Origin of the sequence: Micromonospora sp. NPDC050276 (genome assembly GCF_044459545.1) — a bacterium.
In the GTDB taxonomy this organism is placed as follows: Bacteria; Actinomycetota; Actinomycetes; order Mycobacteriales; family Micromonosporaceae; genus Micromonospora.
The window spans coordinates 198,310-219,551 of record NZ_JBITJA010000010.1; the positions used below are offsets into that span (position 1 = coordinate 198,310).

At 71.8% G+C, this 21,242-nt stretch carries 20 protein-coding genes; 8 read left to right on the forward strand and 12 right to left on the reverse strand.

Annotated features, from left to right (window positions below):
• Positions 1–11: 11 nt before the first annotated feature.
• Positions 12–656, reverse strand: a complete 645-nt coding sequence (locus ACIBF8_RS23045; RefSeq protein WP_396785482.1) for a class I SAM-dependent methyltransferase — start codon at positions 654–656, stop codon at positions 12–14.
• A gap of 27 nt (positions 657–683) precedes the next feature.
• Positions 684–1,301: a pyridoxamine 5'-phosphate oxidase family protein gene (locus tag ACIBF8_RS23050; protein ID WP_396785484.1), complete on the reverse strand. Its 618-nt coding sequence runs from the start codon at positions 1,299–1,301 to the stop codon at positions 684–686.
• A 165-nt stretch (positions 1,302–1,466) separates the two neighbouring features.
• Between ACIBF8_RS23050 and ACIBF8_RS23055 the strand changes: the two genes are divergently transcribed.
• Genes ACIBF8_RS23055 through ACIBF8_RS23065 form a run of 3 tightly spaced genes read left to right on the forward strand, consistent with a single transcriptional unit; the run spans position 1,467 to position 3,638 of the window.
• The gene (locus ACIBF8_RS23055; protein ID WP_396785486.1) at positions 1,467–1,970 is read left to right on the forward strand and encodes a DUF2231 domain-containing protein; all 504 of its coding nucleotides are present in this window, start codon (positions 1,467–1,469) and stop codon (positions 1,968–1,970) included.
• Positions 1,970–2,521 (forward strand): Hsp20/alpha crystallin family protein, encoded by a 552-nt coding sequence (locus ACIBF8_RS23060; RefSeq protein ID WP_396785488.1) that lies wholly within the window; start codon positions 1,970–1,972, stop codon positions 2,519–2,521. Before ACIBF8_RS23055 ends, ACIBF8_RS23060 begins: the two co-directional genes overlap by 1 nt.
• 7 nt (positions 2,522–2,528) lie before the next feature.
• A complete protein-coding gene (locus ACIBF8_RS23065; RefSeq protein WP_396785490.1) occupies positions 2,529–3,638 on the forward strand; it encodes a glycosyltransferase family 9 protein in 1,110 nt (369 codons plus the stop codon).
• A 6-nt stretch (positions 3,639–3,644) separates the two neighbouring features.
• On the opposite strand, the gene ACIBF8_RS23070 is transcribed toward ACIBF8_RS23065, so the two are convergent.
• Positions 3,645–4,523, reverse strand: coding sequence for a glycosyltransferase family 2 protein (locus ACIBF8_RS23070; protein ID WP_396785492.1), 879 nt, complete (start codon positions 4,521–4,523; stop codon positions 3,645–3,647).
• Entirely contained in the window at positions 4,520–6,349 is a 1,830-nt protein-coding gene (rfaE2, locus tag ACIBF8_RS23075) for a D-glycero-beta-D-manno-heptose 1-phosphate adenylyltransferase (protein ID WP_396785494.1), read from the reverse strand. Before rfaE2 ends, ACIBF8_RS23070 begins: the two co-directional genes overlap by 4 nt.
• A 170-nt stretch (positions 6,350–6,519) precedes the next feature.
• Here rfaE2 and ACIBF8_RS23080 point away from each other — a divergent pair, with 170 nt between their 5' ends.
• Both ACIBF8_RS23080 and ACIBF8_RS23085 read left to right on the forward strand, forming a co-directional pair.
• Positions 6,520–7,062: a type 1 glutamine amidotransferase domain-containing protein gene (locus tag ACIBF8_RS23080; RefSeq protein WP_396785497.1), complete on the forward strand. Its 543-nt coding sequence runs from the start codon at positions 6,520–6,522 to the stop codon at positions 7,060–7,062.
• 175 nt (positions 7,063–7,237) lie between these two features.
• Entirely contained in the window at positions 7,238–8,914 is a 1,677-nt protein-coding gene (locus ACIBF8_RS23085) for an MDR family MFS transporter (protein ID WP_396785499.1), read from the forward strand.
• 174 nt (positions 8,915–9,088) lie between these two features.
• Here ACIBF8_RS23085 and ACIBF8_RS23090 read toward each other — a convergent pair whose 3' ends face one another.
• On the reverse strand, positions 9,089–9,580 hold the full coding sequence (locus ACIBF8_RS23090) for an NUDIX domain-containing protein (RefSeq protein WP_363609188.1): 492 nt from the start codon (positions 9,578–9,580) through the stop codon (positions 9,089–9,091).
• 71 nt (positions 9,581–9,651) lie between these two features.
• Here ACIBF8_RS23090 and ACIBF8_RS23095 point away from each other — a divergent pair, with 71 nt between their 5' ends.
• The gene (locus ACIBF8_RS23095; protein WP_396785541.1) at positions 9,652–11,286 is read left to right on the forward strand and encodes a fatty acid--CoA ligase; all 1,635 of its coding nucleotides are present in this window, start codon (positions 9,652–9,654) and stop codon (positions 11,284–11,286) included.
• 187 nt (positions 11,287–11,473) lie between these two features.
• On the opposite strand, the gene ACIBF8_RS23100 is transcribed toward ACIBF8_RS23095, so the two are convergent.
• From ACIBF8_RS23100 to ACIBF8_RS23125, 6 genes are all read right to left on the reverse strand, one after another.
• The gene (locus ACIBF8_RS23100) at positions 11,474–12,484 is read right to left on the reverse strand and encodes an NADPH:quinone reductase (protein WP_396785501.1); all 1,011 of its coding nucleotides are present in this window, start codon (positions 12,482–12,484) and stop codon (positions 11,474–11,476) included.
• Between the two features lie 28 nt (positions 12,485–12,512).
• Positions 12,513–13,166: an HAD family hydrolase gene (locus tag ACIBF8_RS23105; RefSeq protein ID WP_396785503.1), complete on the reverse strand. Its 654-nt coding sequence runs from the start codon at positions 13,164–13,166 to the stop codon at positions 12,513–12,515.
• Positions 13,167–13,198: 32 nt separating this feature from the next.
• Positions 13,199–14,026: a hypothetical protein gene (locus tag ACIBF8_RS23110; protein WP_396785543.1), complete on the reverse strand. Its 828-nt coding sequence runs from the start codon at positions 14,024–14,026 to the stop codon at positions 13,199–13,201.
• 188 nt (positions 14,027–14,214) lie between these two features.
• Entirely contained in the window at positions 14,215–14,883 is a 669-nt protein-coding gene (locus tag ACIBF8_RS23115; protein ID WP_396785505.1) for an FKBP-type peptidyl-prolyl cis-trans isomerase, read from the reverse strand.
• Between the two features lie 146 nt (positions 14,884–15,029).
• Positions 15,030–15,668 (reverse strand): DUF4241 domain-containing protein, encoded by a 639-nt coding sequence (locus ACIBF8_RS23120; protein ID WP_396785507.1) that lies wholly within the window; start codon positions 15,666–15,668, stop codon positions 15,030–15,032.
• A 73-nt stretch (positions 15,669–15,741) separates the two neighbouring features.
• The gene (locus ACIBF8_RS23125; RefSeq protein WP_396785509.1) at positions 15,742–16,770 is read right to left on the reverse strand and encodes a Ku protein; all 1,029 of its coding nucleotides are present in this window, start codon (positions 16,768–16,770) and stop codon (positions 15,742–15,744) included.
• A gap of 85 nt (positions 16,771–16,855) precedes the next feature.
• Between ACIBF8_RS23125 and ligD (ACIBF8_RS23130) the strand changes: the two genes are divergently transcribed.
• Together ligD (ACIBF8_RS23130) and ligD (ACIBF8_RS23135) are read left to right on the forward strand one after the other, a co-directional pair.
• A complete protein-coding gene (gene ligD / locus ACIBF8_RS23130) occupies positions 16,856–17,797 on the forward strand; it encodes a non-homologous end-joining DNA ligase (RefSeq protein ID WP_396785511.1) in 942 nt (313 codons plus the stop codon).
• Positions 17,787–18,701 (forward strand): non-homologous end-joining DNA ligase, encoded by a 915-nt coding sequence (gene ligD / locus ACIBF8_RS23135; protein WP_396785513.1) that lies wholly within the window; start codon positions 17,787–17,789, stop codon positions 18,699–18,701. The genes ligD (ACIBF8_RS23130) and ligD (ACIBF8_RS23135) overlap by 11 nt, the downstream gene beginning before the upstream one ends.
• A gap of 92 nt (positions 18,702–18,793) precedes the next feature.
• Here ligD (ACIBF8_RS23135) and ACIBF8_RS23140 read toward each other — a convergent pair whose 3' ends face one another.
• Positions 18,794–21,094: an esterase-like activity of phytase family protein gene (locus ACIBF8_RS23140; RefSeq protein ID WP_396785516.1), complete on the reverse strand. Its 2,301-nt coding sequence runs from the start codon at positions 21,092–21,094 to the stop codon at positions 18,794–18,796.
• Positions 21,095–21,242: the final 148 nt, after the last annotated feature.

Consider the following 21,242-nt stretch of genomic DNA (forward strand, 5'->3'; position numbering starts at 1 on the left):
GACAACGGTGTTCAGCGCTCGCGTCGTCCGAGGATGATCCCGCCGAGCCGGCTCTCCGCCGAGGTGACGGTCTGCTGCGACTCGACGGTGAAGCCGTGCTCACGCAGCCGGGCCGCCACCTGGGCTGGCTGACGACGATGGACGTACACGTTCATCGGGTGGCCGCCGTAGCCCTCCGTCTTGAGTGTCGTTTCGTCACCCACGTGGAAGCCGATCAGCAGCGGGCTACCGAGACGCAGCACCCGCCGGAAGTGCGCGAACACCGTGCCGATCTGGTCGTCGGGGACGTGGATGAGGGAGTACCAGGCGACCAGGCCGGCGAGCGAGGCATCGTCGAGTTCGAGGTCGATCATCGAGCCGACCTCGAACCTCAGCTCAGGGTGATCACGGCGGGCCACCGCGATCATCCCGGGCGACAGATCCATCCCGAAGGCGTCGACGCCGAGCGTGTGCAGGTAGGCGGTGATGCGCCCCGTCCCGCAGCCCACATCCGCGACCGGCCCGCCACCGACGCCCCGCACGACATCGGCGAACGACGCCAGAGCGGCTCGCTCGTGGGGTGCCTCCGCCAGCAGGTCACGTACCAGACGCGCGTAGCTGACCGCCACCGTGTCGTAGGAGGTACGGGTGTCGGCCAGCCAACCGTCGACGCTCATGGCGGCAACGCTAGAGCAGCGGCGTGATCAGACGTAGATCTTCGACGCGTACTCCGGGCCGTAGTGCCGTTCCAGGTCCTCCAGGCTCTCCGTCGGCGCTTCGACCTCCTTGATCAGGCGTGCCCGGGACGGTAGTGCGTCGGGCTGCCAGGTCTCGGGCCGCCACAGCGCGGACCGCAGGAACGCCTTCGCGCAGTGGTAGAAGATCTGCTCGATCTCCACCACCACGGCGAGCACCGGCCGGTGTCCCTTGACCACCATGTCGTCGAACCACGGCGCGTCGCTGACCAGGCGGGCCCGCCCGTTGATCCGTAGCGTGTCGGTCCGACCGGGGATGAGGAAGAGCAACCCGATGTGCGGGTTGTCGAGGATGTTGCGGTAGCCGTCGGCCCGCCGGTTGCCCGGCCGCTCGGGTAGCGCGATGGTCGTGTCGTCCAGGACCAGGGCGAACCCCGCCGGGTCGCTCTTGGGGGAGACGTCGCAGTTGCCGTCCGCGCCGGCCGTGGCCATCAGGCAGAACGGCGAGGCGGCCAGCCAGTCGCGGTCCCGCTCGTGCAGGCGGGGGCGGTCCTTGTTGGCGGCCCGCGTGTTCGGTTCGCCGAGCAGTTCGCGTAACTCCTCGTGCGAGGTGATCTCCACCGTCACGTTGATCCTCCCTCAGCCGTTGACCCGGTGGCGGGCACCACCGTCGTCAGCCTAGGCCGCCCTGACCAGCGCGAGGTTTGTGCCTGGTTGCCGGGGGTACGGCCTCACCCGACCCGCTCGTCGCACGAGACCGTTCCGCAGGATCCGACCAGTGGAGGCCGGGAGATGGAGAGCCGACTCAAGGTACTGGGCCACCCAGTCCATCCGATGCTGGTCATGTTCCCGGTCGCGTTGCTGGCCACGGCGGTGCTGTTCGACGTGGTGGACACCGTGGGTGGTCCCGACTTCCTCGGCGAGGTCGCGTACTGGAACATCACCGTCGGCCTGATCGGCGGCCTGCTGGCCGCGGCGGCCGGCTCGTTCGACCTGCTGGCGATCCCGACCGGCACCCGTGCCAAGCGAGTGGGCCTGCTGCACGCCGGCGCCAACGTCGCGGTGATCCTGCTCTTCGCCGCCGTGTGGGCCGTGCGGCTCAACGCGGAGTCCCGGGCCGCCGGCGGGGCACTGGTCGCCATCGAGGTGGTCGCGGTGGCGATCCTCGGCATCAGCGCCTGGCTCGGTGGCGAGCTGGTCGACCGGCTCGGTGTGGGCGTCGACCGCGACGCCGGCCTGGATGCGCCCAGCTCACTACGGCCGCCGACGGCCAAGCAGCGGATCGGAGAGGTGTGATGAGCGAGCAGCAGTTTGGTGGCTTCGGCCGGGGGTGGCGGGGCAGCCGGCAGCAGGGCTGGGACCCGATGGGCGAGTTGCAGTCGCTGCGCGCCGAGTTGAGCCGCCTGGTCGGAGGTCGCGCCGGGACGTCCGACGTCGAGTTGACCGAGACCTCGGACGGCTGGGAGGTCGTCGTCCGGCTGCCCGGGGTGGCGCCGGAGGAGGTGGCGGTCGAGTTGGACGACCGTGAGTTGTGCGTGCGCGCCCGTTCGGAGGCGGAGGTCAACGCCGACCAGGGCATCCCCGGCGGCTTCGAGACGCGCGGCTTCGAGTACCGCGTCAACCTGCCGGCACGGGTCGACCCGGACGCCATCGACGCGGTCATGGACCACGGCCTGCTCCGGGTCCGCCTGCCTCGCGCGTCCCGGCCCGCGCCGCGCACCATCACCGTGGGCCGCACCGGGCCGCGCTCCGGCGACCTTTCCACGGGTACGCCGATGCCGGCCGATCCCGCTGCGGACCGGGAGCTGCACCACCCGGACACCGTCGGCGAGATCGACCGGCCGTAGCGGCCGCGTGGTCTCCCCGTCCATGCTCGGCCCGACCTCCGAGCGCCTTCCCGACGTGCGGCGGATCGCCGTGCTGCGCGCCAACGCGCTCGGCGACTTCATCTTCACCCTGCCGGCGCTGGATGCGCTGCGTGACGCGTACCCCTCGGCGGAGATCGTGTTGCTCGGTGCGCCGTGGCACGCGAAGCTCTGGCGCGACCGGCCCGGCCCGGTGGACCGGGTGCTGGTGGTGCCGCCGGTGCCCGGCATCCGTACGCCGGAGCCGGGCGAGCCGGAGTCGTCGATGGACGACTTCCTGGCCGCTGCCGCCGCTGCGGGGTTCGACGTGGCGGTGCAGCTCCACGGTGGGGGTGCCAACTCCAATCCGCTGGTCAGCCGGCTCGGTGCCCGGTTGACCGTCGGTCTGCGCAGCGACGATGCGCCGCCGCTGGACCGGTGGATCCGCTACGTCTACTACCAGCACGAGGTGATCCGGTACCTGGAGGTGGTGGCGCTGGTGGGAGCGCCAGCCACCACCATCACGCCGACGCTGGCGGTGACCGACGCCGACCGGGCCGAGGCAGCCCGGGTGCTTGGCCCGGCGGGTCGTCCCCGGGTGGCGTTGCATCCGGGTGCCACCGACACCCGCCGCCGCTGGCCCGCCGAGCGCTTCGCCGAGGTGGCCCGTGCACTGCACGAGGACGGTTACGAGGTGCTGGTCACCGGCACGCCGTCCGAGCAGGAGGTGGTGGACAGGGTCGTCGCCGCGGCGCAGGTGCCGGTGCGCCCACAGGTGGGCACGCTCAGCCTCGGTGGGCTGGTGGGCTGCTATACCGACTGCGCGTTGGTCGTCTCCAACGACACCGGCCCGCTGCACCTGGCGGCCGCGGTGGGTGCGCCCACGGTGGGGATCTTCTGGGTCGGCAACCTGATCAACGGGGCCAGCCCGTTGCGGGGGCGGCACCGGCCGATCAGCTCGTGGACCGTGCACTGCCCGGTCTGCGGGGTGGACTGCACGCCGGGCATCTATCCGCACCGGCCGGGCGACGGGGAGTGCCCGCACCGGGATTCGTTCGTCACCGACGTGCCGGTGGCCGAGGTCCTGGAAGCCGCCCGGGAGTTGCTGGCCGCACGGTGACGGCGCTCAGGCCGGCTGCGGGGTGTCCTCCTCGGCGAGGATGACCTCCCACGCCTCCACGTCCCGGTCGGTGACCGTGGTGGGCGACTCCAGGTGGTACGCGCCGCTGGGCAGGATGCCCGCCCCGCCGTGGCGGGCCAGCACCGCGAGCTGCGCGGCCACGTCCTCGCCCTGGTGCTTCTCCTGCACCCGACGCCAGAAGTCGAAGCCACCGGCGTCGACGAGCTTGGCCCGGTCGTAGAGCACGCACCCGCCGATCCACGAGACCTTGTACGCCCGCCACGCGCCCGGGGGCAACGCCAACTGCTCGGTGATGTGCAGCAGGTTGGCCGCCGAGTGGATCCGGGCCCGGTGCCACTGCGGGGTGTCGGGTCGGATCCGCTCCGGCGTGGGCGGGCCGACCCACTCCTCGTAGTGCCCGTGCGACTCCGGCCGCACGTCGTCGGTGTACGAGAGCCCGTGCACGCCGTTGCCGACGAACCCGCAGCCCAGCTCACCGATCGCGGTGACCAGCCGGTGCAGCGCCCCCGGTTCCAGCCAGATGTCGTCGTCGAGGCTGAGGACGTACCGGGCGGCCGAGGCGGCGAGCAGGTACGCCCGGTGTTCGGCCAACCCCCGGCGGGGCAGCCGGCGGGTCAGCAGCACCGGGTGCCCCCGGTGACGCAACGCCCGGACCATGGTGGCCGCGGCGGGATGCGCGTACGCGGGGTCCCCATCGGACTGGTCGCTGACGACCACACCGAAGCCGGGCAGCCCGTCCTGGGCGGCGAGCCCGCCCAGGGTGACGGCCAGCTCAGCGGGGCGGTTCCGGGTCGGAATGAGCACGTCGACCAGCCGGTCGGCGCGGAAGTCCTCGGGGCTGCCGAGGTCGAGCGGCCGGTTCACGACGCCTGGGTGCGGGTGCGCAGCGACGGGTCGGGTGCCGGGTCGTTGGTGTGTGGCGACGGGTCCTGGCTGTGCGACCGGATCCGCTCGATGATCGCCGAGGTGGACCGGTCCGGCACGTACCCCAGGGTGCGCACCTGACCGCCCAGCCGGCGCACCAGTGGCGCCTCCGGCACCAGCTCCGGCGGATAGTCGCCGCCCTTGACGTACACGTCCGGGCGGACCGCCTCGATCAGTGCGGCGGGCGAGTCCTCCTCGAAGACCACCACGTGGTCCACGCAGGCGAGCGCGGCGAGCAGGGCGCTCCGGTCCTCCACCGGGTTGACCGGCCGGTCCGGGCCCTTCAGTCGTCGTACGCTGCCGTCCGAGTTGATCGCCACGATGAGCAGGTCGCCCAACGCGCGGGCCTGCTCCAGGTAGCGCACGTGCCCGCGGTGCAGCACGTCGAAGCAGCCGTTGGTGAACACCACCGACCGGCCCGCCTCGCGGTACTCCGCGACGATCGCGTCCAGCTCGTCGCCGCCGACCAGCGCGGGGTGGCCCGTGGTGTCGGTCGGCTGGTCGAGGGCGGCCAGCAGGTCGTCCCGCCGGCACACGCAGGTGCCGGTGTCCGAGACGGTGATGGTGGCCGCCAACTGGGCGAGCTGGGCGGCGGTGGGCAGTGGCGCGTCGGCGGCCAGGGCCAACGTCATCGCCGCCAGGTATGCGTCACCGGCACCCACGGCGTGGCTCGCCGGCACCGGGGTGCTGTGACTGCGTCGCGGCTCCCCGTCGGTGCCGCCGACCACCGCGCCCTCGGTGTCCAGGGTCACCGCGACCACATCGGCACCGGTGTGCGCGCGCAGCTCGGCCAGGCGGGACTCGGCCAGGACGGCTCGGTCGACACCTTCACCGGCCCGGGTGTTCACGGTGACGCCGGTGCCGGTGACGCTGAGCCCGTCGCCGGTGAGGGCCACCCGGCCCTCACCCGGGGTGGGCTCACCGACCGGCCCGGGACGGCCGCTGGCGCTTGCGATGAGGTCGTCGGCGCGTACCCCGCCCGGGGCCACGCCGGCGGTCATCTCGGACGGCCCGTCGACCGGGTCGCTCTCGGGATGTTCCAGGTGCAGTTCGGTCCCGCCAGTCGGGCGGGTCGTACCGCCGGCACGGGCCAACAGTCGGGTCGCCTCGGCGAAGCTGGGGGTGACCACGGTCGGCGCGAGACCCCGCCAGTCGGCCAGATCGTGGGCGTCCAACGCGACCGTGGCGTACCGCTCGCGGTGCTCGACCAGCCACGCGCGGACCGGCGCGGGCAGCGCGCCCAGGCCGTAGTCGCAGACCACCAGGGTCGGCGCCTCCCCGCCGGCGGCGGCGCGCAACTCTTCGGTGGCGCAGCTCAGGGCGGTGAGCAGTCGGGCCACGCCGTCGTGGTCCAGGGAGTCCTCCGGGTCGCCGGAGTCCTCGCGCAGCAGGATCTGGTTGCCGGCCAACATCCGCCGCTTCACCGGGGTGGGCCGTCCGGGCTGGTTGACCGTGCGGTCCCAGACGCCCGCGCGGTCCAGGCAGTCATGTAGCTCGTCGCCGGCGACGTCGGCGCCGACCGGTGCCACCAGCACCGCCCGGCCGCCGAGGGTGGCGACGTTGACGGCGGTGTTCGCGGCCCCGCCGGCCGCGGAGATGCGCCGACGCAGGGTGAGGACCGGGGCGGGTGCCTCCCGGCAGAGCCGGTCGGAGTCGGCGAAGCGCCATTCGTCCAACATGGCGTCACCGACGATCAGGACTGGGCGTCCGAGCCAGCTCTCCACGACGGTGGCGAGCCGGCGCTGTTCCGCTGCTGCTCCTGCCATGCCTCCCCGGGTCCCCAGCGGCCTGCCGGGCAAACCTGCGCGGCGGCCGGCCCCGCCGCTGGTCAGGCCGCCTTCGACGCCGCCTGACCGGTCCGAACCTGTCCGACCTGTTTCGGGCGTTCGAGGGCGGGAAGGGGATTGAGGTACCCCCGGAAAGGAGATGTATCGAGATGGCAGCGACATTGCAGGGCAAGCGGATCGCCTTCCTGGCCGCCGACGGCGTCGAGGAGGTCGAGTACGTGCAGCCGCGCGAGGCGGTCGAGAACGCCGGCGCAACGACCGAGTTGGTTTCGCTGAAGCCCGGGTCCATCCAGTCCTTCAACCACCTGGACCACTCCAAGACCTACGACGTGGACGTGACCGTCGACAAGGCGGACGCCGCTGGCTACGACGCGCTGGTGTTGCCCGGCGGGGTGGCGAACCCGGACTTCCTGCGGGGCGACCCGGACGCGGTGCGGTTCGTGAAGGCGTTCTTCGACGCGGGCAAGCCCGTCGGGGTGATCTGTCACGGCCCGTGGACGCTGATCGAGGCGGACGTGGTGCGGGGCCGGCGGATCACCTCCTGGCCCACCCTGCGGACCGACCTGACCAACGCCGGCGCCACCTGGGTAGACGAGGAGTGCGTCACGGACGGCAACCTGACCAGCAGCCGCAAGCCCGACGACCTCCCCGCCTTCTGCGCCCAGATCACCAAAACCTTCACCCCCGCCTAAACCCCCCACCCCCACCCAGCCGCACCCCCTCTCACCCTTGTTGATCAAGAGATTTGCGTCAAGAAATGCCGTCCGCATGACGCAAACCTCTTGATCAACCCCGGGGAAGGGGGGTGGGGGGTGGGGTTTTTTGTGGTTTGGCGCATGTTCTGCGGGTGGCGGGATAGAAGGGCACATGACCACCGAAGCCTCCGACGCACCGGTGCTGAATCGTCAGCAGATCCGGCTGCTCATGTTCGGCCTGATGACCGGCATGCTGCTGGCCGCACTCGACCAGACCATCGTCGGTACGGCGCTGCCGACCATCGTGGGCGAGTTGGGCGGGATCAACCACTACTCGTGGGTGGTCACCGCGTACCTGCTCGCCTCGACCGCGTCCACACCGCTGTACGGCAAGATGGCCGACCTGTACGGGCGCCGACCAGTCTTCCTCTTCTCGATCGGGACGTTTCTGGTCGGGTCGCTGCTGGCCGGGCTGTCGCAGAACATGACCCAGCTGATCGTCACCCGGGGTATCCAGGGTCTCGGCGCCGGTGGTCTGCTGACGCTCGCGTTCACCATCATCTCGGACGTGGTGTCACCCCGGGAGCGTGGTCGGTACCAGGGCCTGTTCGGCGCGGTCTTCGGGATCTCGTCGATCGCCGGACCGCTGGTGGGTGGTTACTTCGCGGAGACCGACTGGCGGTGGATCTTCTACATCAACGTGCCGCTGGCGATTCTGGCAATCGTCGTCTGCTATCACGTGATGCGGCTGATCCCGTTCGAACGTCGGGACCACTCGATCGACTGGCTGGGCGCCGGCCTGCTGGTCGCCGGGGTGAGCTCCCTGCTGCTCGCGCTGAGCTGGGGTGGCAACGAGTACGCCTGGGGCTCCGGCGTGATCATCACGCTCTTCGTGGTCGGTGCGGTGCTGGGGGTGCTCTTCGTCCTCCAGGAGGCCCGGGTGGCCGAGCCGATCCTGCCGCTGCGGCTGTTTCGCAGCGCCACCTTCGCACTGGCCAACTCGGCCCTGCTCGTCATCGGTCTGGTGATGTTCGGTTCGATCATCTTCATCCCGCTCTACCTGCAGATCGTCAAGGGCGCCTCGCCGACCCGCAGCGGTCTGCTGATGCTGCCGATGATGGCCGGCATCATCATCACCTCGATTCTGACCGGCCGCGCGATGACCCGGATCGGTCGGTACAAGTGGTTTCCGGTGGCCGGCTCGGTGACCCTGCTGGTCGGCATGTTCCTGTTCACCCAACTGGAGGTGGCCACCTCGCTCTGGTTGGCGTTCGGGTTCATGGTGGTGATCGGCGTCGGGTTGGGTCTGTGTATGCAGTCGCTGATCCTGGCGGTGCAGAACGCGGTCTCCGTACGCGACCTGGGAGCCGGCACCTCCTCGGCGACCTTCTTCCGGTCGCTGGGCGGTTCGTTCGGGGTGGCGATCCTCGGTACGGTGCTCTCGTCCCGGCTGACGAGTGGGCTCGCCGACCGGCTGCCCGGCGCGATCGCGCAGCTCCCGCCGCAGGAGCAGGCGGCCGTGGCGGCGAGTGGCGGCGCCAACATCTCGATCAACGATCCGGCCACCATCCTGGCCCTGCCGGGGCCGGTACGCGCGGCCATCCAGGGCGCCTTCGTCGACGCGCTGGACATGGTCTTCCTGACCGCCGGCCTGATCGCGATCGTGGCGGTGGTGGTCTGCCTGACGCTGCCCAACACGCAACTGCGTGGTGCCGGCCCGAAGGGCGCCACCGGTGGCGCGGATCCGCTCGGCGGGGAGGCCCCGGCGCCCGGTGGCAAGCCGTTGACCCGCGAATCCAAGGAGGAGGCCGCCGCGGACATGGAGGCCAAGTCCCAGACGATGATCTGAGTGCGGCCGGCTGATCTCACCACGCCTTTGATCGACTCGCGCTCACCGAAGGTCGGGGTGTCCGGACGCCGAGGATGCCCAGACTTCCGGTGAGCGCGAGTCGATCAAGGGTCAGGCGGGGGTCCGCCTGCCGCAGTGAGACACGGCCCCGGGGTCGGTGACTCCGGGGCCGACCTACTTGAGGATGAGCCGGTTGGTCTGTTCGAAGACGTCCAGGTCGGCGAGGGTTTCGGCGACGGAGGCGGAGAGTGGGGCGGGGAACCGGTCGCGAGGGAAGAAGCCGGCGTCGGTGGTCTCGTCGGTGACCCGGGTCAGCTGCCCGTCCCACTCCTCGACCTTGAAGGCCGTCGTGAACACCTGGTACGTGTGCCCGTACATGTTGGTGCTCGTCCGGTCCGGGCCGGTGTAGAGGGCGAACGCGCAGACCCGCAGCGCACGCAGCCCGGTCTCCTCGCGGACCTCGCGCACCGCGCAGTCGGCGATCGACTCGCCCAGCTCCATCGCGCCGGCCGGCATGGCCCACTGGCCGTTGTCCGAGCGTCTGATCAGCAGGATGCGTCCGGCGTCGTCGTTGACCACGGCGCGGGCGCCGACGAACATCAGCGTCCGGTCCCCGGCGAGCGCGCGCAACTGCCCCACGTATGAGTCGGCCCAGGAGATGCTCACCTGCGACAACTTACGGGGGTTCCCAACGTGTGACCGCCGACACTAGCTTGTTACCCATGCGTAGCACGATGATGGACGCTCCCCTGCAGATCTCCCGGATCCTCGACCACGGCGCAGGGGTGCACGGCACGGCCGAGGTGGTCACCTGGACGGGCGCCGAACCCCGCCGGATGACGTACGCCGAGGTGGGGCGGGCCGCCGCCCGGCTGGCACACGCGCTGCGCGACGACTGTGGGGTGACCGGCGACGAGCGGGTCGCCACCTTCATGTGGAACAACAACGAGCACCTGGTCGCCTACTTCGCGGTGCCGAGCATGGGCGCGGTGCTGCACACGCTCAACATCCGGCTCTTCCCCGACCAGGTCGTCTACATCGCCAATCACGCCGAGGACCGGGTGGTGCTGGTCGACAGCACGCTCATTCCGCTGCTGGCCCGGGTGATCGGTGAGCTGACCACGGTGCGGCACGTCGTGGTGGTCGGCGGCGGCGACCCGGCCCCGCTGGTGGCGGCCGCCGGCGATCGGATCACCGTGCACCACTGGGACGCGCTGCTCGCCGACCGCCCCGACACGTACGACTGGCCCGACGTCGACGAACGCGACGCCGCAGCGCTCTGCTACACCTCCGGCACCACCGGCAACCCGAAGGGCGTGGCCTACTCGCACCGGTCGATCTACCTGCACTCGTTGCAGGTCTGCATGCCGGAGGGTTTCGGTCTCGGGCCGACCGACCGCGAGCTGGCCATCGTGCCGATGTTCCACGCCATGTCCTGGGGCCTGCCGTACGCGGCCTTCCTCTCCGGCGCGTCGCTGATCATGCCGGACCGGTTCCTCCAGGCTGCGCCGATCGCCGAGATGATCGCCGCCGAGCGGCCCACCCTGGCCGGCGCGGTGCCGACCATCTGGACCGATCTGCTGGCCTACCTGGACGCCCACGACGTGGACACCTCCTCGCTCGGCGAGGTGATCGTCGGCGGCTCGGCGTGCCCGCCGGCGCTGATGCACGCCTTCGACGAGCGGCACGGAATCAACGTCATCCACGCCTGGGGGATGACCGAGATGTCCCCGCTGGGGTCGGTCTCGCGCCCGCCCGCCGGTGCGACCGGTGAGCAGGCGTGGCGCTACCGCTACACCCAGGGGCGGGTGCCGGCGGGCGTGCAGGCGCGGATCGTCGGGCCGTCCGGCGACCCGATGCCCGCCGACGGCAAGGCCGTGGGCGAGCTGGAGGTCCGGGGGCCGTGGGTGACCGCCCGGTACGTCGGTGACGACGCCCCGGACGAGGAGAAGTTCCGCGACGGCTGGCTGCGCACCGGCGACGTGGGCACCCTCTCGCCGGACGGGTACATCACCCTGACCGACCGCGCCAAGGACGTGATCAAGTCCGGGGGTGAGTGGATCTCGTCGGTGGAGCTGGAGAACGCGCTGATGGCCCACCCGGCGGTGCTGGAGGCGTGCGTGGTGGGTGTCCCGGACGAGCGTTGGGACGAGCGGCCGCTGGCCACGGTGGTGGTCCGGGAGGGTGCCTCGGTGACCGCCGAGGAGTTGCGGGACTTCCTGGCCGGGTCGGTGGCGCGCTGGCAGTTGCCCGAGCGCTGGGCCTTCATCGACACGGTGCCGAAGACCAGCGTGGGCAAGTTCGACAAGAAGGTCGTCCGTTCGCGGTACGCCGGGGGTGAGCTGACTGTCCGGGAGCTGACAGCCCCGTAACGTTTTGGCAGGCACTGTCGCCTGTTGGGGCGGGAGTACTCCTGAACAACTCTCCCCAGGGGCGGCCCCGGCGTTCGCACCGCGCCGGGGCCGCCCGCTCCACGCGGGGTGACCCCGCACCGTCATTGTTGCGAAAATTCTTCGCTTCTGTCCCGCTGACGGGGAAATCAGGTGGGTGGCGACCCGATCAGGCGTCGCTGGTGGTGATGAGCACCTTGCCCACCGTCGCGTCCTCCACTGCCTGGTGCGCCGCGGCCGCCTCGGCCAGCGGGTAGTAGTGCAGCGGCAGGCCGGCGTCCGCGCCGACCCGGATGCCACCCTGGCTGGCCGCCGCCGCCACGTCCTTCACGCCCTGCGCCTTGGCCGCCTTCGGCTCGGTGTAGACCAGCACGAACTGCCAGCGGGCGTTCGGCGCCATCATCGCCCGGATCGGGATGCTCACCTCACCACCGCCGCCGTCGGCGTACATGCACACCGCGCCGCCGTGCCGCAGCACCTGTACGTCGATCGGGGCGTTTTGGGCGGGGGCGACCTCGACGATGGTGTGGACCCCGTCGGGGGCGATCTTGCGGACCTCCTCGACCACGTCCTGCTCCCGATAGTTGATCACGAAGGAGGCGCCGGCCGACGCCGCGAGCTGCGCCTTCTCCGCGCTGCTCACCGTGGCGATCACCGTGGCGTCGGCCCACCGGGCGAGCTGGACCGCGGCGTTGCCGACCGCACCCGCGCCGCCCTGCACCAGCACGGTGTGGTCGGCCAGCGCGCCGGCCCGCAGCGTGTCCGGCATGAACTCGCCGACGGTCAGACAACGGTGCGCGGTGAGGAACGGGATGCCCAGGGCGGCACCCAGCTCGAACGCGGCGTCACCGAGGCGTACCGCCTGTCGGACCGGCACCAGCGTGTACTCCGCCGAGGTGCCCCACGGCCGCTGCCAGGCGGCTTCCCAGATCCAGACGCGCTCACCGATCAGGTCCGGGTCGACCCCCTCGCCGACCGCCTCCACCACTCCCGCGCCGTCCTGCCCGGGAATCTGCCAGCCGTCCGGCGCGGAGTTGCGGCGCGACTTCCAGTCGGTCGGGTTCACCCCGGAGACCGCCATCCGCACCAGGACCTCACCGGCACCCGCCTCCGGCACCGGCCGGTCGACCAGCTCCAGCACCGAAGGGTCGCCGGTGCGCTCGTACACGATGGCCTTCATCCGTGGTCTCTACCCGGCTCGGCCCGCGTCAACCCAGCTTGTCCACCAGCTCGGGGGTCAGCTCGCCGATCGCGTTCAGCGTCACCACGGCCAGCTGGGCGGCGTCCGGATCGAGCGGATACGAGCCGTGCGGGACCGCCACCACCCGCATCCCGGCCGCCGCGGCGGAGCGCACCCCGTTGGACGAATCCTCCACCGCCACACACCGGGCCGGGTCGACGCCGAGACGCCCGGCCACGCTCACGTAGACGTCCGGGGCGGGCTTGCCCCGCTCGGTCTGCTCGGTGGAGAGGGTCGCGCCGAACGCGTCGGTCAGGCCGGTCGCCGCCAGCGCCGCCTCGATCAACCGGGTCGGCGACGAGCTGGCCAGCCCGAGCGGCCACCGCGCGGCCAACCGGCGAACGACCTGGTCGGCGTCGTCGATGAGGGGTACGTGGCCCCGGTAGCGTCGGGTCATCTCCTCGACGACCTCGACGGCGACCTGCTCGGCGGTGCGGTCGACGCCCAACTCCCCGCTGAGGTAGTGGGCCCACTCGCCGGTGCTCATCCCCATCAGGCGGCGTTGCGTGTCCGGCTGCCACGTCCCGCCGTGCGCCGCCACGTACGCCCGGCGGACCTCCTCCCACACCGGCTCGGAATCCACGATCACGCCGTCTAGGTCGAAGACCACCGCATCTGCCACGGGACCATCCTGCCCGACCGGTGGGCGCCCGGTCAGCCGGGCAGCGCGGGTAGGCCGAGCGGGCTGCCCTCCGGGAGCAGGGTGTGGCCGGACCGGGCGATAGGCTCCAGCAACTCCCGGAGCCGGTCCGTGTCGTCGGGGCCGAGCGCCTGCCACGGGTGTGCGGCGGCCCGGTCGGTGGCGTCCTCGATGGCCTGGAACCCGGCTCGGGCGTGTTCGGTGGCCGCGCCGTCCCCGGTCAGCCAGCCCCGTTGGGTCAGCCGCTCGCGGGCCGCCTGCCACTGCTCCTCCGACCAGCCCCGGCCCAGCAGGTACTGCGGTGGCGAACCGTCCAGCGCGACCCGCCCGGTCAGCGTCTCCACCGGGTCCAGCCCGGCGGCCACCAGGGCCGCCACGTGGCCGTCGCCCCGGTGCTCCCGCAGTGTGGTGGCGGCCTGCCAGAGGCGTGCCAACGGATACTCCCCGATCGGGAGCGCCGCGTTGGCCGCGCCGAGCACCCGGCCGGCGGTCTGCGCCGCCGAGGCGGCCCGCTCCAGCAGGTCGGCGGCCTCCGCCAGGTGTGACTCCGGCAGCTCGTAGGTCAGCTCCGCGAGCGCCTGCACGGCACCGGTCAGGCGGGCGCGCAGCGCCTCCTGCGGCGTGGCCAACCGCCACACCGCCGGCAGCGCGCGCGTCACCATCGGCGGCGCGAAGTTGAAGAAGGCGGCGATCACCGGGGCCGCCTCGGTGGCGCCCAGCGGCGCGGCGCGGCCGGCGAAGTAACCGCGCCAGTAGCCGCGCAGACCGACCGCCTCGTACGCGGCGCGGGCCCGGGGGTGCAGGTAGGTGACCGCGTGCACCGGCTCGAAGTACGCCCACATCGACCGGGCGGTCCGCCCAGGCTCGTCCAGCGCCGTCACATGCACCTCCGCGTCCCGGTCCGGATGCTCACCCCGGGCGGCGAACCGCCCGGGGTGACGCCGAACCTACTGCCGCTGGGTGACGGGCCGTAAGCCCCATGTGAACAAGTCCATCGCGGCCCGGCGACAACCGGGACGACCCGGACAGGTCACTGGGCGGCGAGCACGTCCACCACGAAGCGCAGCGGACCCTCGGGAGCGCCCTTGGCGGCGGCGTCCTTGCCGTACGCCAGCTCCATCGGGATGTCGAGCTGCACCCGGCTGCCCACGGTCACGCCGACCAGGCCCTGGTCCCAGCCCGGGATGACCTGGCCGACGCCGATCGGGAACGTGGCCGGCTCCCCCCTGCTCCAGGAGGAGTCGAACTCCTTGCCGTCCTTGTAGAACACCCCCACGTAGTTGGTGGTGATGTTCTGGCCCTTCTGCACGGCCGGACCCTTGCCCTTGATCACCGGGGTGACCACGAGCTTCTTGAGGTCGCCCGTGCCCGGCGTCACCGTCGGCTTGGTGCCCAGCGCGGGGTCGGCGCCCTCGGGCAGCTGCGGAGCGGGGGGCGCGCCGGCCTCGTCGGGGGCCGGGGCGGAGGCGGACGGGGTCGCGTCGGCCTGGTTCTTGGCCTTGTCGTCGCCCCCGCCGATCGTCACGAACACGGCGATCAGCACCCCGACCACGGCGACGGCGGCGAGGCCGCTGGCCCACGCGTTGCGCTTGCGCCTCGCGTCGGCGGCCTTCTTCTCCGCCAACTGGGCGGCCAGGCGGCGCCCCGACTTGGTTGCCGGGCTCTGGTCCGGGCCCTTCTGCTGCGTCCGCTCGCTCACGTCGTCGACTCCCTGCTGCGAAGTGTGGCCGGCACCCGGTGCCGGGGGGAAAGCCGACGCACACGGTACCCGCACCGCGGCCTACCGTGCCCGCCGCGGACGCCCCGGATCGCCCAACGCGACAGTTCCAGGGCTTTCCCGGGCGGTTATTCCGGGACGACCATGAAGTCGGTCACGAACGAGGTGACCCGACCGTCGGCGGCACGGCCGATCCAGGTGCCGTAGCAGCCGTCGCCCCAACCGGTGGTCACGGTGACGACGTTGGCACCGCTGGCCTCGTCCAGGACAGCGGTGATCAGCCCCGGGACCGGGGACGAGGGCAGCTCGGCCGGGATGAAGACCTGCTCGACCCGGTCGTAGTCCCAGCTCTCCAGGACGGCGAGCGCTGCCGGGTCGGCGAAGGTGCCGGTGCCGGCGTCCACCCCGTACCCGAAGTAGTCGTCCGCACCGAGGGTGGCGACGTCCTGGTCGCCCGCGACGGCCGGTTCCCAGCGGCTCGTCGGCTCGTCGGAGACCACCAGCTGAAACGCGGCCACCCGCCGGTCCACCTCGGCGTCCTCCCGCAGCACCACCGCCACCCAGGCGCGGGCGGCATACCGCCCCGGTGGCACCGTGACCGTGAACGGCTCGGCCTCCGGGCAGACCAGCGGGTCACACCCGACCACCTGGCCGGTCGGCAGCACGATGTCGCCCACCGGATGGACCTCGACCAGGTAACCGCCGTGCTCGTCGGTGAAGCGGGCGCCCGGCGTCAGCAACCGGTCCAGGTCAGGGGTGTACGGCATGGGGGCTCCTCCGGTCGCCAGCGGCCGGCGGAGCGTACCCGGCCCGGCGGACACCGCCGTCGCTGCCGTACGGTCAGGCGCTCTTGCGGGGTGCGGTCTTGCGCGCGGCCGCCTTCTTCGCCGGCTCGGCCTTCTTCGCGGCGGTCTTCTTGGCGGCGGTCTTCTTCGCCGGCTCGGCCGCCTTCTTCTCGGCGGTCTTCTTCGCCGCGGTCTTCTTCGCGGGCGCCTTGGCGGCCTTCTTCTCGGCCGCCTTCTGGGCGGAGCGGGCCGACGAGATGGGCGTCGGCTCGCCGCCACCGCCACCACCACGGGCGGGCTGCTCACCGCGAGCCGCCTTGGCGCGCTCCACCGAGGCCTTCAACGCCGCCATCAGGTCCACCGCCGCGGCCGGGGCCTCCTCGACCTCCTCCGGCTGGACGACCTCCCGACCCTCCACCTTGGCGTCGATGACCTCCTGCAACGCGGCCCGGTAGTCGTCGGTAAAGACGTCCGGCTCGAACTCGCCGGTCATCGAGTCGATCAACGAGCTGGCCATGGCCAGCTCCGGTGGACGCACCTTGAGGTCCTCGTCGAGGAAACCGAAGTCGGGGTTACGGATCTCGTCCGGCCAGAGCATGGTGTTGAGCAGCAGCACACCCTCGCGGACGCGCAGCGTGGCCAACTGCTCCCGCTGGCGCAGTGCCACCTTGACGATGGCTACCCGCTCCGAGTCGATCAGCGCGTCGCGCAGCAGCACGTACGGCTTGGTCGCCGCGCCCTCCGGTTCGAGAAAGTACGCCTTGTTGTAGAGGATCGGGTCGACCTGCTCGGCCGGCACGAACTCCAGCACGTCGATGGCGCGGGAGCTGGTCAGCGGCAGGTCGGCGAAGTCCTCGTCGGTGAGGATCACCATCTCGCCGCCGCCGATGTCGTAGCCCTTGGCGATGTCGTCGTAGGTGACCTCCTCGCCGCAGACCGAGCAGGTGCGCTTGTAGCGGATCCGGCCGCCGTCCTCGCGGTGCACCTGGTGGAACCGAATGTCCTTCTCCTCGGTCGCGGAGTAGAGCTTCACCCCGATCGAGACGAGCCCGAACGACACGGCTCCCTTCCAGATGGCACGCATCCTGCGCTCCCTTCCCCGGTATCGACCATGCTCGCATCCCAAAGAACCGGACGCGAGGTGTTCGGCCTGCTACTACAGTCGGGTCGTGCCCGGCGCGCCGCTCAAGCCGATGCTCGCGATGACCGGGCCGCTCCCGGCGGGTGCCGGCTGGGCGTACGAGTTCAAGTGGGACGGCGTGCGCGCCCTGGCCGACATCTCAGATGGCGGTCAGCACCTCTATGCCCGCTCCGGCGTCGAGATCACCGCCGCGTACCCGGAATTGGCCACCCTGCCCGAGCAGGTCGACGACGCGCTGCTCGACGGTGAGGTGGTGCTGCTCGGGCAGGGCGGGCAGCCGTCGTTCACCGCGCTGGCCGAGCGGATGCACGTGCGGGACCGGAACAAGGCCGCCCGGTTGGCCGCGGTCATGCCGGTGACGTACATGATCTTCGACCTGCTCCGGCTGAACGGCGACGACCTGACCGGCTGGCCGTACCAGCGCCGCCGGGAGGCGCTGGACGCGCTCGCGCTCGGTGGCCCCCGGTGGGCGGTGCCGCCGGTGTTCGCCGACGGGCCAGCCACCTACGAGGCGGCGGGAGAGCACGGCCTGGAGGGCGTGATGGCCAAGCGGGTCGGTGCCGTCTACCGCCCGGGGGTGCGCTCGCCGGACTGGGTGAAGGTCAAGCTGGAGGTGACCGGCGACTTCGTCATCGGCGGCTGGCGGCCGGGCGCGCGCCGGATCGGCGGGCTGCTGGTCGGGGTGCCGGGCCCGGACGGCCGGCTGATCTACCGGGGTCGGGTCGGCGGCGGGATCGGCGCGGCCATCGAGCGGCAGCTCCTCGCCGAGTTGGAGCCGCTGCGCTCCGGCGTGTCACCGTTCGCGCCGGGGGTGCCGCGCGAGGATGCCCGAGGCGCCATCTGGGTAGAGCCTCGGGTGGTGGTGGAGGTGAAGTACGGCCAGCGCACCCCCGACGGCCGGCTGCGCTTCCCCCGGGTGCTGCGGTTGCGCCCGGACAAGCCTCCGGAGGAGGTCGACGATGCCGGCTGAGCGGCTACGGGTGGACGTCGAGGGCCGCGCGCTGGAGCTGTCCAACCTGGACAAGGTGCTCTACCCGGCGGCCGGGTTCACCAAGGGCGAGGTGATCGACTACTACACCCGGATCTCCCCGGTGCTGCTGCCGCACCTGCGGGACCGCCCGGTGACCCGGATCCGGTTCCCCAACGGGGTGGACGACAAGTCGTTCTTCGAGAAGAACACGCCGGCTGCGACCCCGGACTGGGTGCGGGTGGAAAATCTGCCCGCCCCCGGGTCGACGAAGGGCCGGGAGACCATCGACTACGTGGTCGCCGACGACCTGCCCACCCTGGTCTGGCTGGCCAACCTGGCGGCGTTGGAGCTGCACACACCGCAGTGGAAGGTCGGCGAACACCCGGACATGATGGTCGTCGATCTGGACCCGGGCCCACCGGCCGGGCTCGCCGAGTGTTGCCCGGTGGCGGTCCTGATGCGCGACCGGCTCGCCGACGACGGCATCGAGTCGTACCCGAAGACCTCCGGCAAGAAGGGCATGCAGCTCTGCTGCCCGATCGCCGGAACCCAGTCGTCCGATCTTGTCTCCGACTACGCCCGGCGGATCGCCCAGGAGTTGGAGAAGGCCCACCCGAAGCTGATCGTGTCGAAGATGGCGAAGAACCTGCGCCCGGGCAAGGTCTTCATCGACTGGAGTCAGAACAACGCGGCGAAGACCACCGTGGCGCCGTACTCGCTGCGGGCCCAGTCGGTGCCGTCGGTGTCGACGCCGCTGACCTGGGACGAGGTGGAGGCCGGTGCTCGCGGCCGGAAGCCGGCCGTCCGCCAGTTCACCGCCGCCGAGGTCCTGGCCCGGGTCGATGAGTACGGCGACCTGCTCGCTCCACTGCTCGACGGCGGCCCGGAACTGCCCACCCGCTGACCCGCACGCCTACCTGCGTCGCGCCCTGGTCAACAACCACACGTCGGCCCGGCGTCCACAGCGGTGGACGCCGGGCCGGGTCGGCTGGCGGGTCAGCGGTGTCCGAAGACCTTCCGGCTGGAGCCGAGGCGCAGGAGCACCGTCTCTCCGGTGGCGTCCTGGACCGCGTCGTTGTCGGTGATCGCGTACACCTCGCCGTTGCCGGCCACGGTCAGACCCTCCAGCTTCTCCTGGGTCCAGCCGTTGCTGGCGCGAAGCGCGGGCAGCACGTCGACGGCGAGCGTCTTCGGGAGGACCGTCAGCGGGCCGGTCGCCGCCGCGCCGGGCAGCGGCACCGTGTAGATCCGCTTGACCGTGGCGGCCGGGCCGTTCAGCTTGTCCCGCTCGATGACCGCGAGCCGGTCGCCGACCACGGTGATCTCGGAGAGGCCCATCCAGTCGCCGGGCACCGTGGTCGCCCCCAGTTGGTAGCCGAACCAACTCCAGGTGCCGGCCGCGACGTCGTACCGGCCGAGCCGGACGATGCCGGCCGGGTCGGTGCTCAACTCCCGCTGCACGGCCACCCAGACGATCTCCCGGCCCTGCCGGTCGGTGGTCGCGGTGACCCCCTCCAGACCCTGCTTACCGAGGCCGGCGGCGACCTCGGCAGGCAGCGCGACGCTCTGCCGGGTGACCCCGGCGGCGTCGAGGCGGACCAGCTTGTTCTCCGCGCCCTTGGCACCCTCCACGGCGAGCCAGAAGCCACCCTGCGGGCGGGCGAAGATGCCCTCGGCGTCGTACCCGACCGGGGCACCGGCCGCGTCCCGCACCGGCAGCGCGCCGGTGATCACGGCCGGCGTCCGCTTCGCGTCGATGGTGAGGATGCGGGTCTGGCTGTACGCGGCGTCCGTGACGCTGTAGAGCTGGTCCCGCTTGCCCGGGACGGCGCTCAGCGCGCCGAGCGCGCCCCAACCGATCGGGGCGCCGTCGGTGCCGGAGACGATGCTCGGGAAGGCCGGGCTGCCCTTGCCGAGCTGGAAGAGCGACACCGAGGCCCGGACGTTCACCGCGGCGTCGTCCTCCTCGCTGGAGACCGCGAGCAGCCCGCGCGACGGGATGGGCAGCAGCCCTTCCGGCCCGTTGGTGGTCGGCAGGAGCTGCTGGAAGACCGGCCGGGTGGGGTTGCCCAGGTCGTAGACGGCGACGAAGTTGCTCCGCTCCGAGCCGACGAACGCATACCGGACGCCGTTGTACTCGGCGACGGCCACGCCCTCCGGCTCGGTGCCCTTCTTGCCGGCCCGGTCCTCGTTGTGCAACCCGTACCTGACGGCGAGCCGCTCGAACGTGTTGCCGGCGTCCCAGGCGACGTGCCCGCTGCGGCTGTCGAAGACGGACCAGCCCCGGGTGCCACCGCGCCAGTCGCCCTCGTTGGCCGTGGCGAGATAGCGGTCGTCGACCCAGGCCACCGCGTCCGGCTCGCGCGGCACGTCGGCGATGTTGCCGGTCAGGTCGATGACACCGTCCTTCTTGGTGTCGACGCCACTGATCGTGGCGGTGCCGGCGCTGAAGACCTTGGTGATCTGACCGGTGGGCAGGTCGATCAGGGCGACGCCGTTGTTCTCCTGGAGCGTCACGGCCAGCTGGTTGCGGCTGTTGATCGAGACGTACTCCGGCTCGGGATCGGTCGGCGCGGCGAGGCCGGCCTGCGTCAGCGCCGGCAGCGCGCTGCCGTCGGCGCCGGTCAGCGCGACCGGCCGCAGCCGCCAACCGGCCGGAGACCTGCCGGTCAGGTCGACGAGTTGCACGAAGCCGGCGGGCGCCTGGGGCAGGTCGCCCTCCTCGCCGCCGGGCGGGGTGGCCTCCTCGTCCCGCTCGTTCTCGATGGCGATCGCGGCGTACCGCTGGTCCTTGCTGATCGCGATCGAGTCGGGCTGACCACCGAGGTCGAAGCTGGCCACCCGCTTACGGCTGGCCAACTCGATCACGTCGAGGCGACCGGACGGCGCGGTGTAGCTGCCGCTGGTGTTGACCACCACCAGCACGTACTTGCCGACCACGGCGACCGAGGTGGGCTCGTCCTCGGCGTTGCCGAGCTGCGCCAGGGAGAGGGTGCCGAGGCCGCGCGGCCGGTCGGCACGGGAGATGTCCAGGAAGCCGATGCGCCGGGCCAGCGCGTCGGTGTGGATCAGGGTGCGCCCGTCCTCGCTGACCGCCGAGATCTCGGCGACCGTCGGGGTCGCCGGGTCCTCGCCGGCCGGGCGGTTCTGGAACACCGGGTAGGTGGCGACCCGGTCGAAGGCGAGCGATGCGCCCGGGTGGTGGTGCCCGCCGGCCGTGGCGGGGGTGGCCCCGGTCAGGCTGGCGGCGGCGACACCGGCTGCGGTGAGCGCGGTGAATGCTCTTCTGAGTGTCAAGGACTTCCTCCGTTAGGTCGTACCCGCACGGAGGCTGACACCTGTCGGGGAGCATCAGCTTGCGGCGACGTGAACAGCGGGCGAAGCACGCAGCCGCCACCAGGCGCCCCCGACCAGGGCGACGGTGGTGACGGGGTCGGGCGGCATC

Excerpts from the sequence above, each read along its gene's own strand:
- ACIBF8_RS23045 (WP_396785482.1), bottom strand. The coding sequence starts at position 656 with ATGAGCGTCGACGGTTGGCTGGCCGACACCCGTACCTCCTACGACACG.
- ACIBF8_RS23055 (WP_396785486.1), top strand. The coding sequence starts at position 1,467 with ATGGAGAGCCGACTCAAGGTACTGGGCCACCCAGTCCATCCGATGCTG.
- ACIBF8_RS23060 (WP_396785488.1), top strand. The coding sequence starts at position 1,970 with ATGAGCGAGCAGCAGTTTGGTGGCTTCGGCCGGGGGTGGCGGGGCAGC.
- rfaE2 (WP_396785494.1), bottom strand. The coding sequence starts at position 6,349 with ATGGCAGGAGCAGCAGCGGAACAGCGCCGGCTCGCCACCGTCGTGGAG.
- ACIBF8_RS23080 (WP_396785497.1), top strand. The coding sequence starts at position 6,520 with ATGGCAGCGACATTGCAGGGCAAGCGGATCGCCTTCCTGGCCGCCGAC.
- ACIBF8_RS23085 (WP_396785499.1), top strand. The coding sequence starts at position 7,238 with ATGACCACCGAAGCCTCCGACGCACCGGTGCTGAATCGTCAGCAGATC.
- ACIBF8_RS23095 (WP_396785541.1), top strand. The coding sequence starts at position 9,652 with ATGGACGCTCCCCTGCAGATCTCCCGGATCCTCGACCACGGCGCAGGG.
- ACIBF8_RS23100 (WP_396785501.1), bottom strand. The coding sequence starts at position 12,484 with ATGAAGGCCATCGTGTACGAGCGCACCGGCGACCCTTCGGTGCTGGAG.
- ACIBF8_RS23110 (WP_396785543.1), bottom strand. The coding sequence starts at position 14,026 with ATGTGGGCGTACTTCGAGCCGGTGCACGCGGTCACCTACCTGCACCCC.
- ACIBF8_RS23120 (WP_396785507.1), bottom strand. The coding sequence starts at position 15,668 with ATGCCGTACACCCCTGACCTGGACCGGTTGCTGACGCCGGGCGCCCGC.
- ACIBF8_RS23125 (WP_396785509.1), bottom strand. The coding sequence starts at position 16,770 with ATGCGTGCCATCTGGAAGGGAGCCGTGTCGTTCGGGCTCGTCTCGATC.
- ligD (WP_396785513.1), top strand. The coding sequence starts at position 17,787 with ATGCCGGCTGAGCGGCTACGGGTGGACGTCGAGGGCCGCGCGCTGGAG.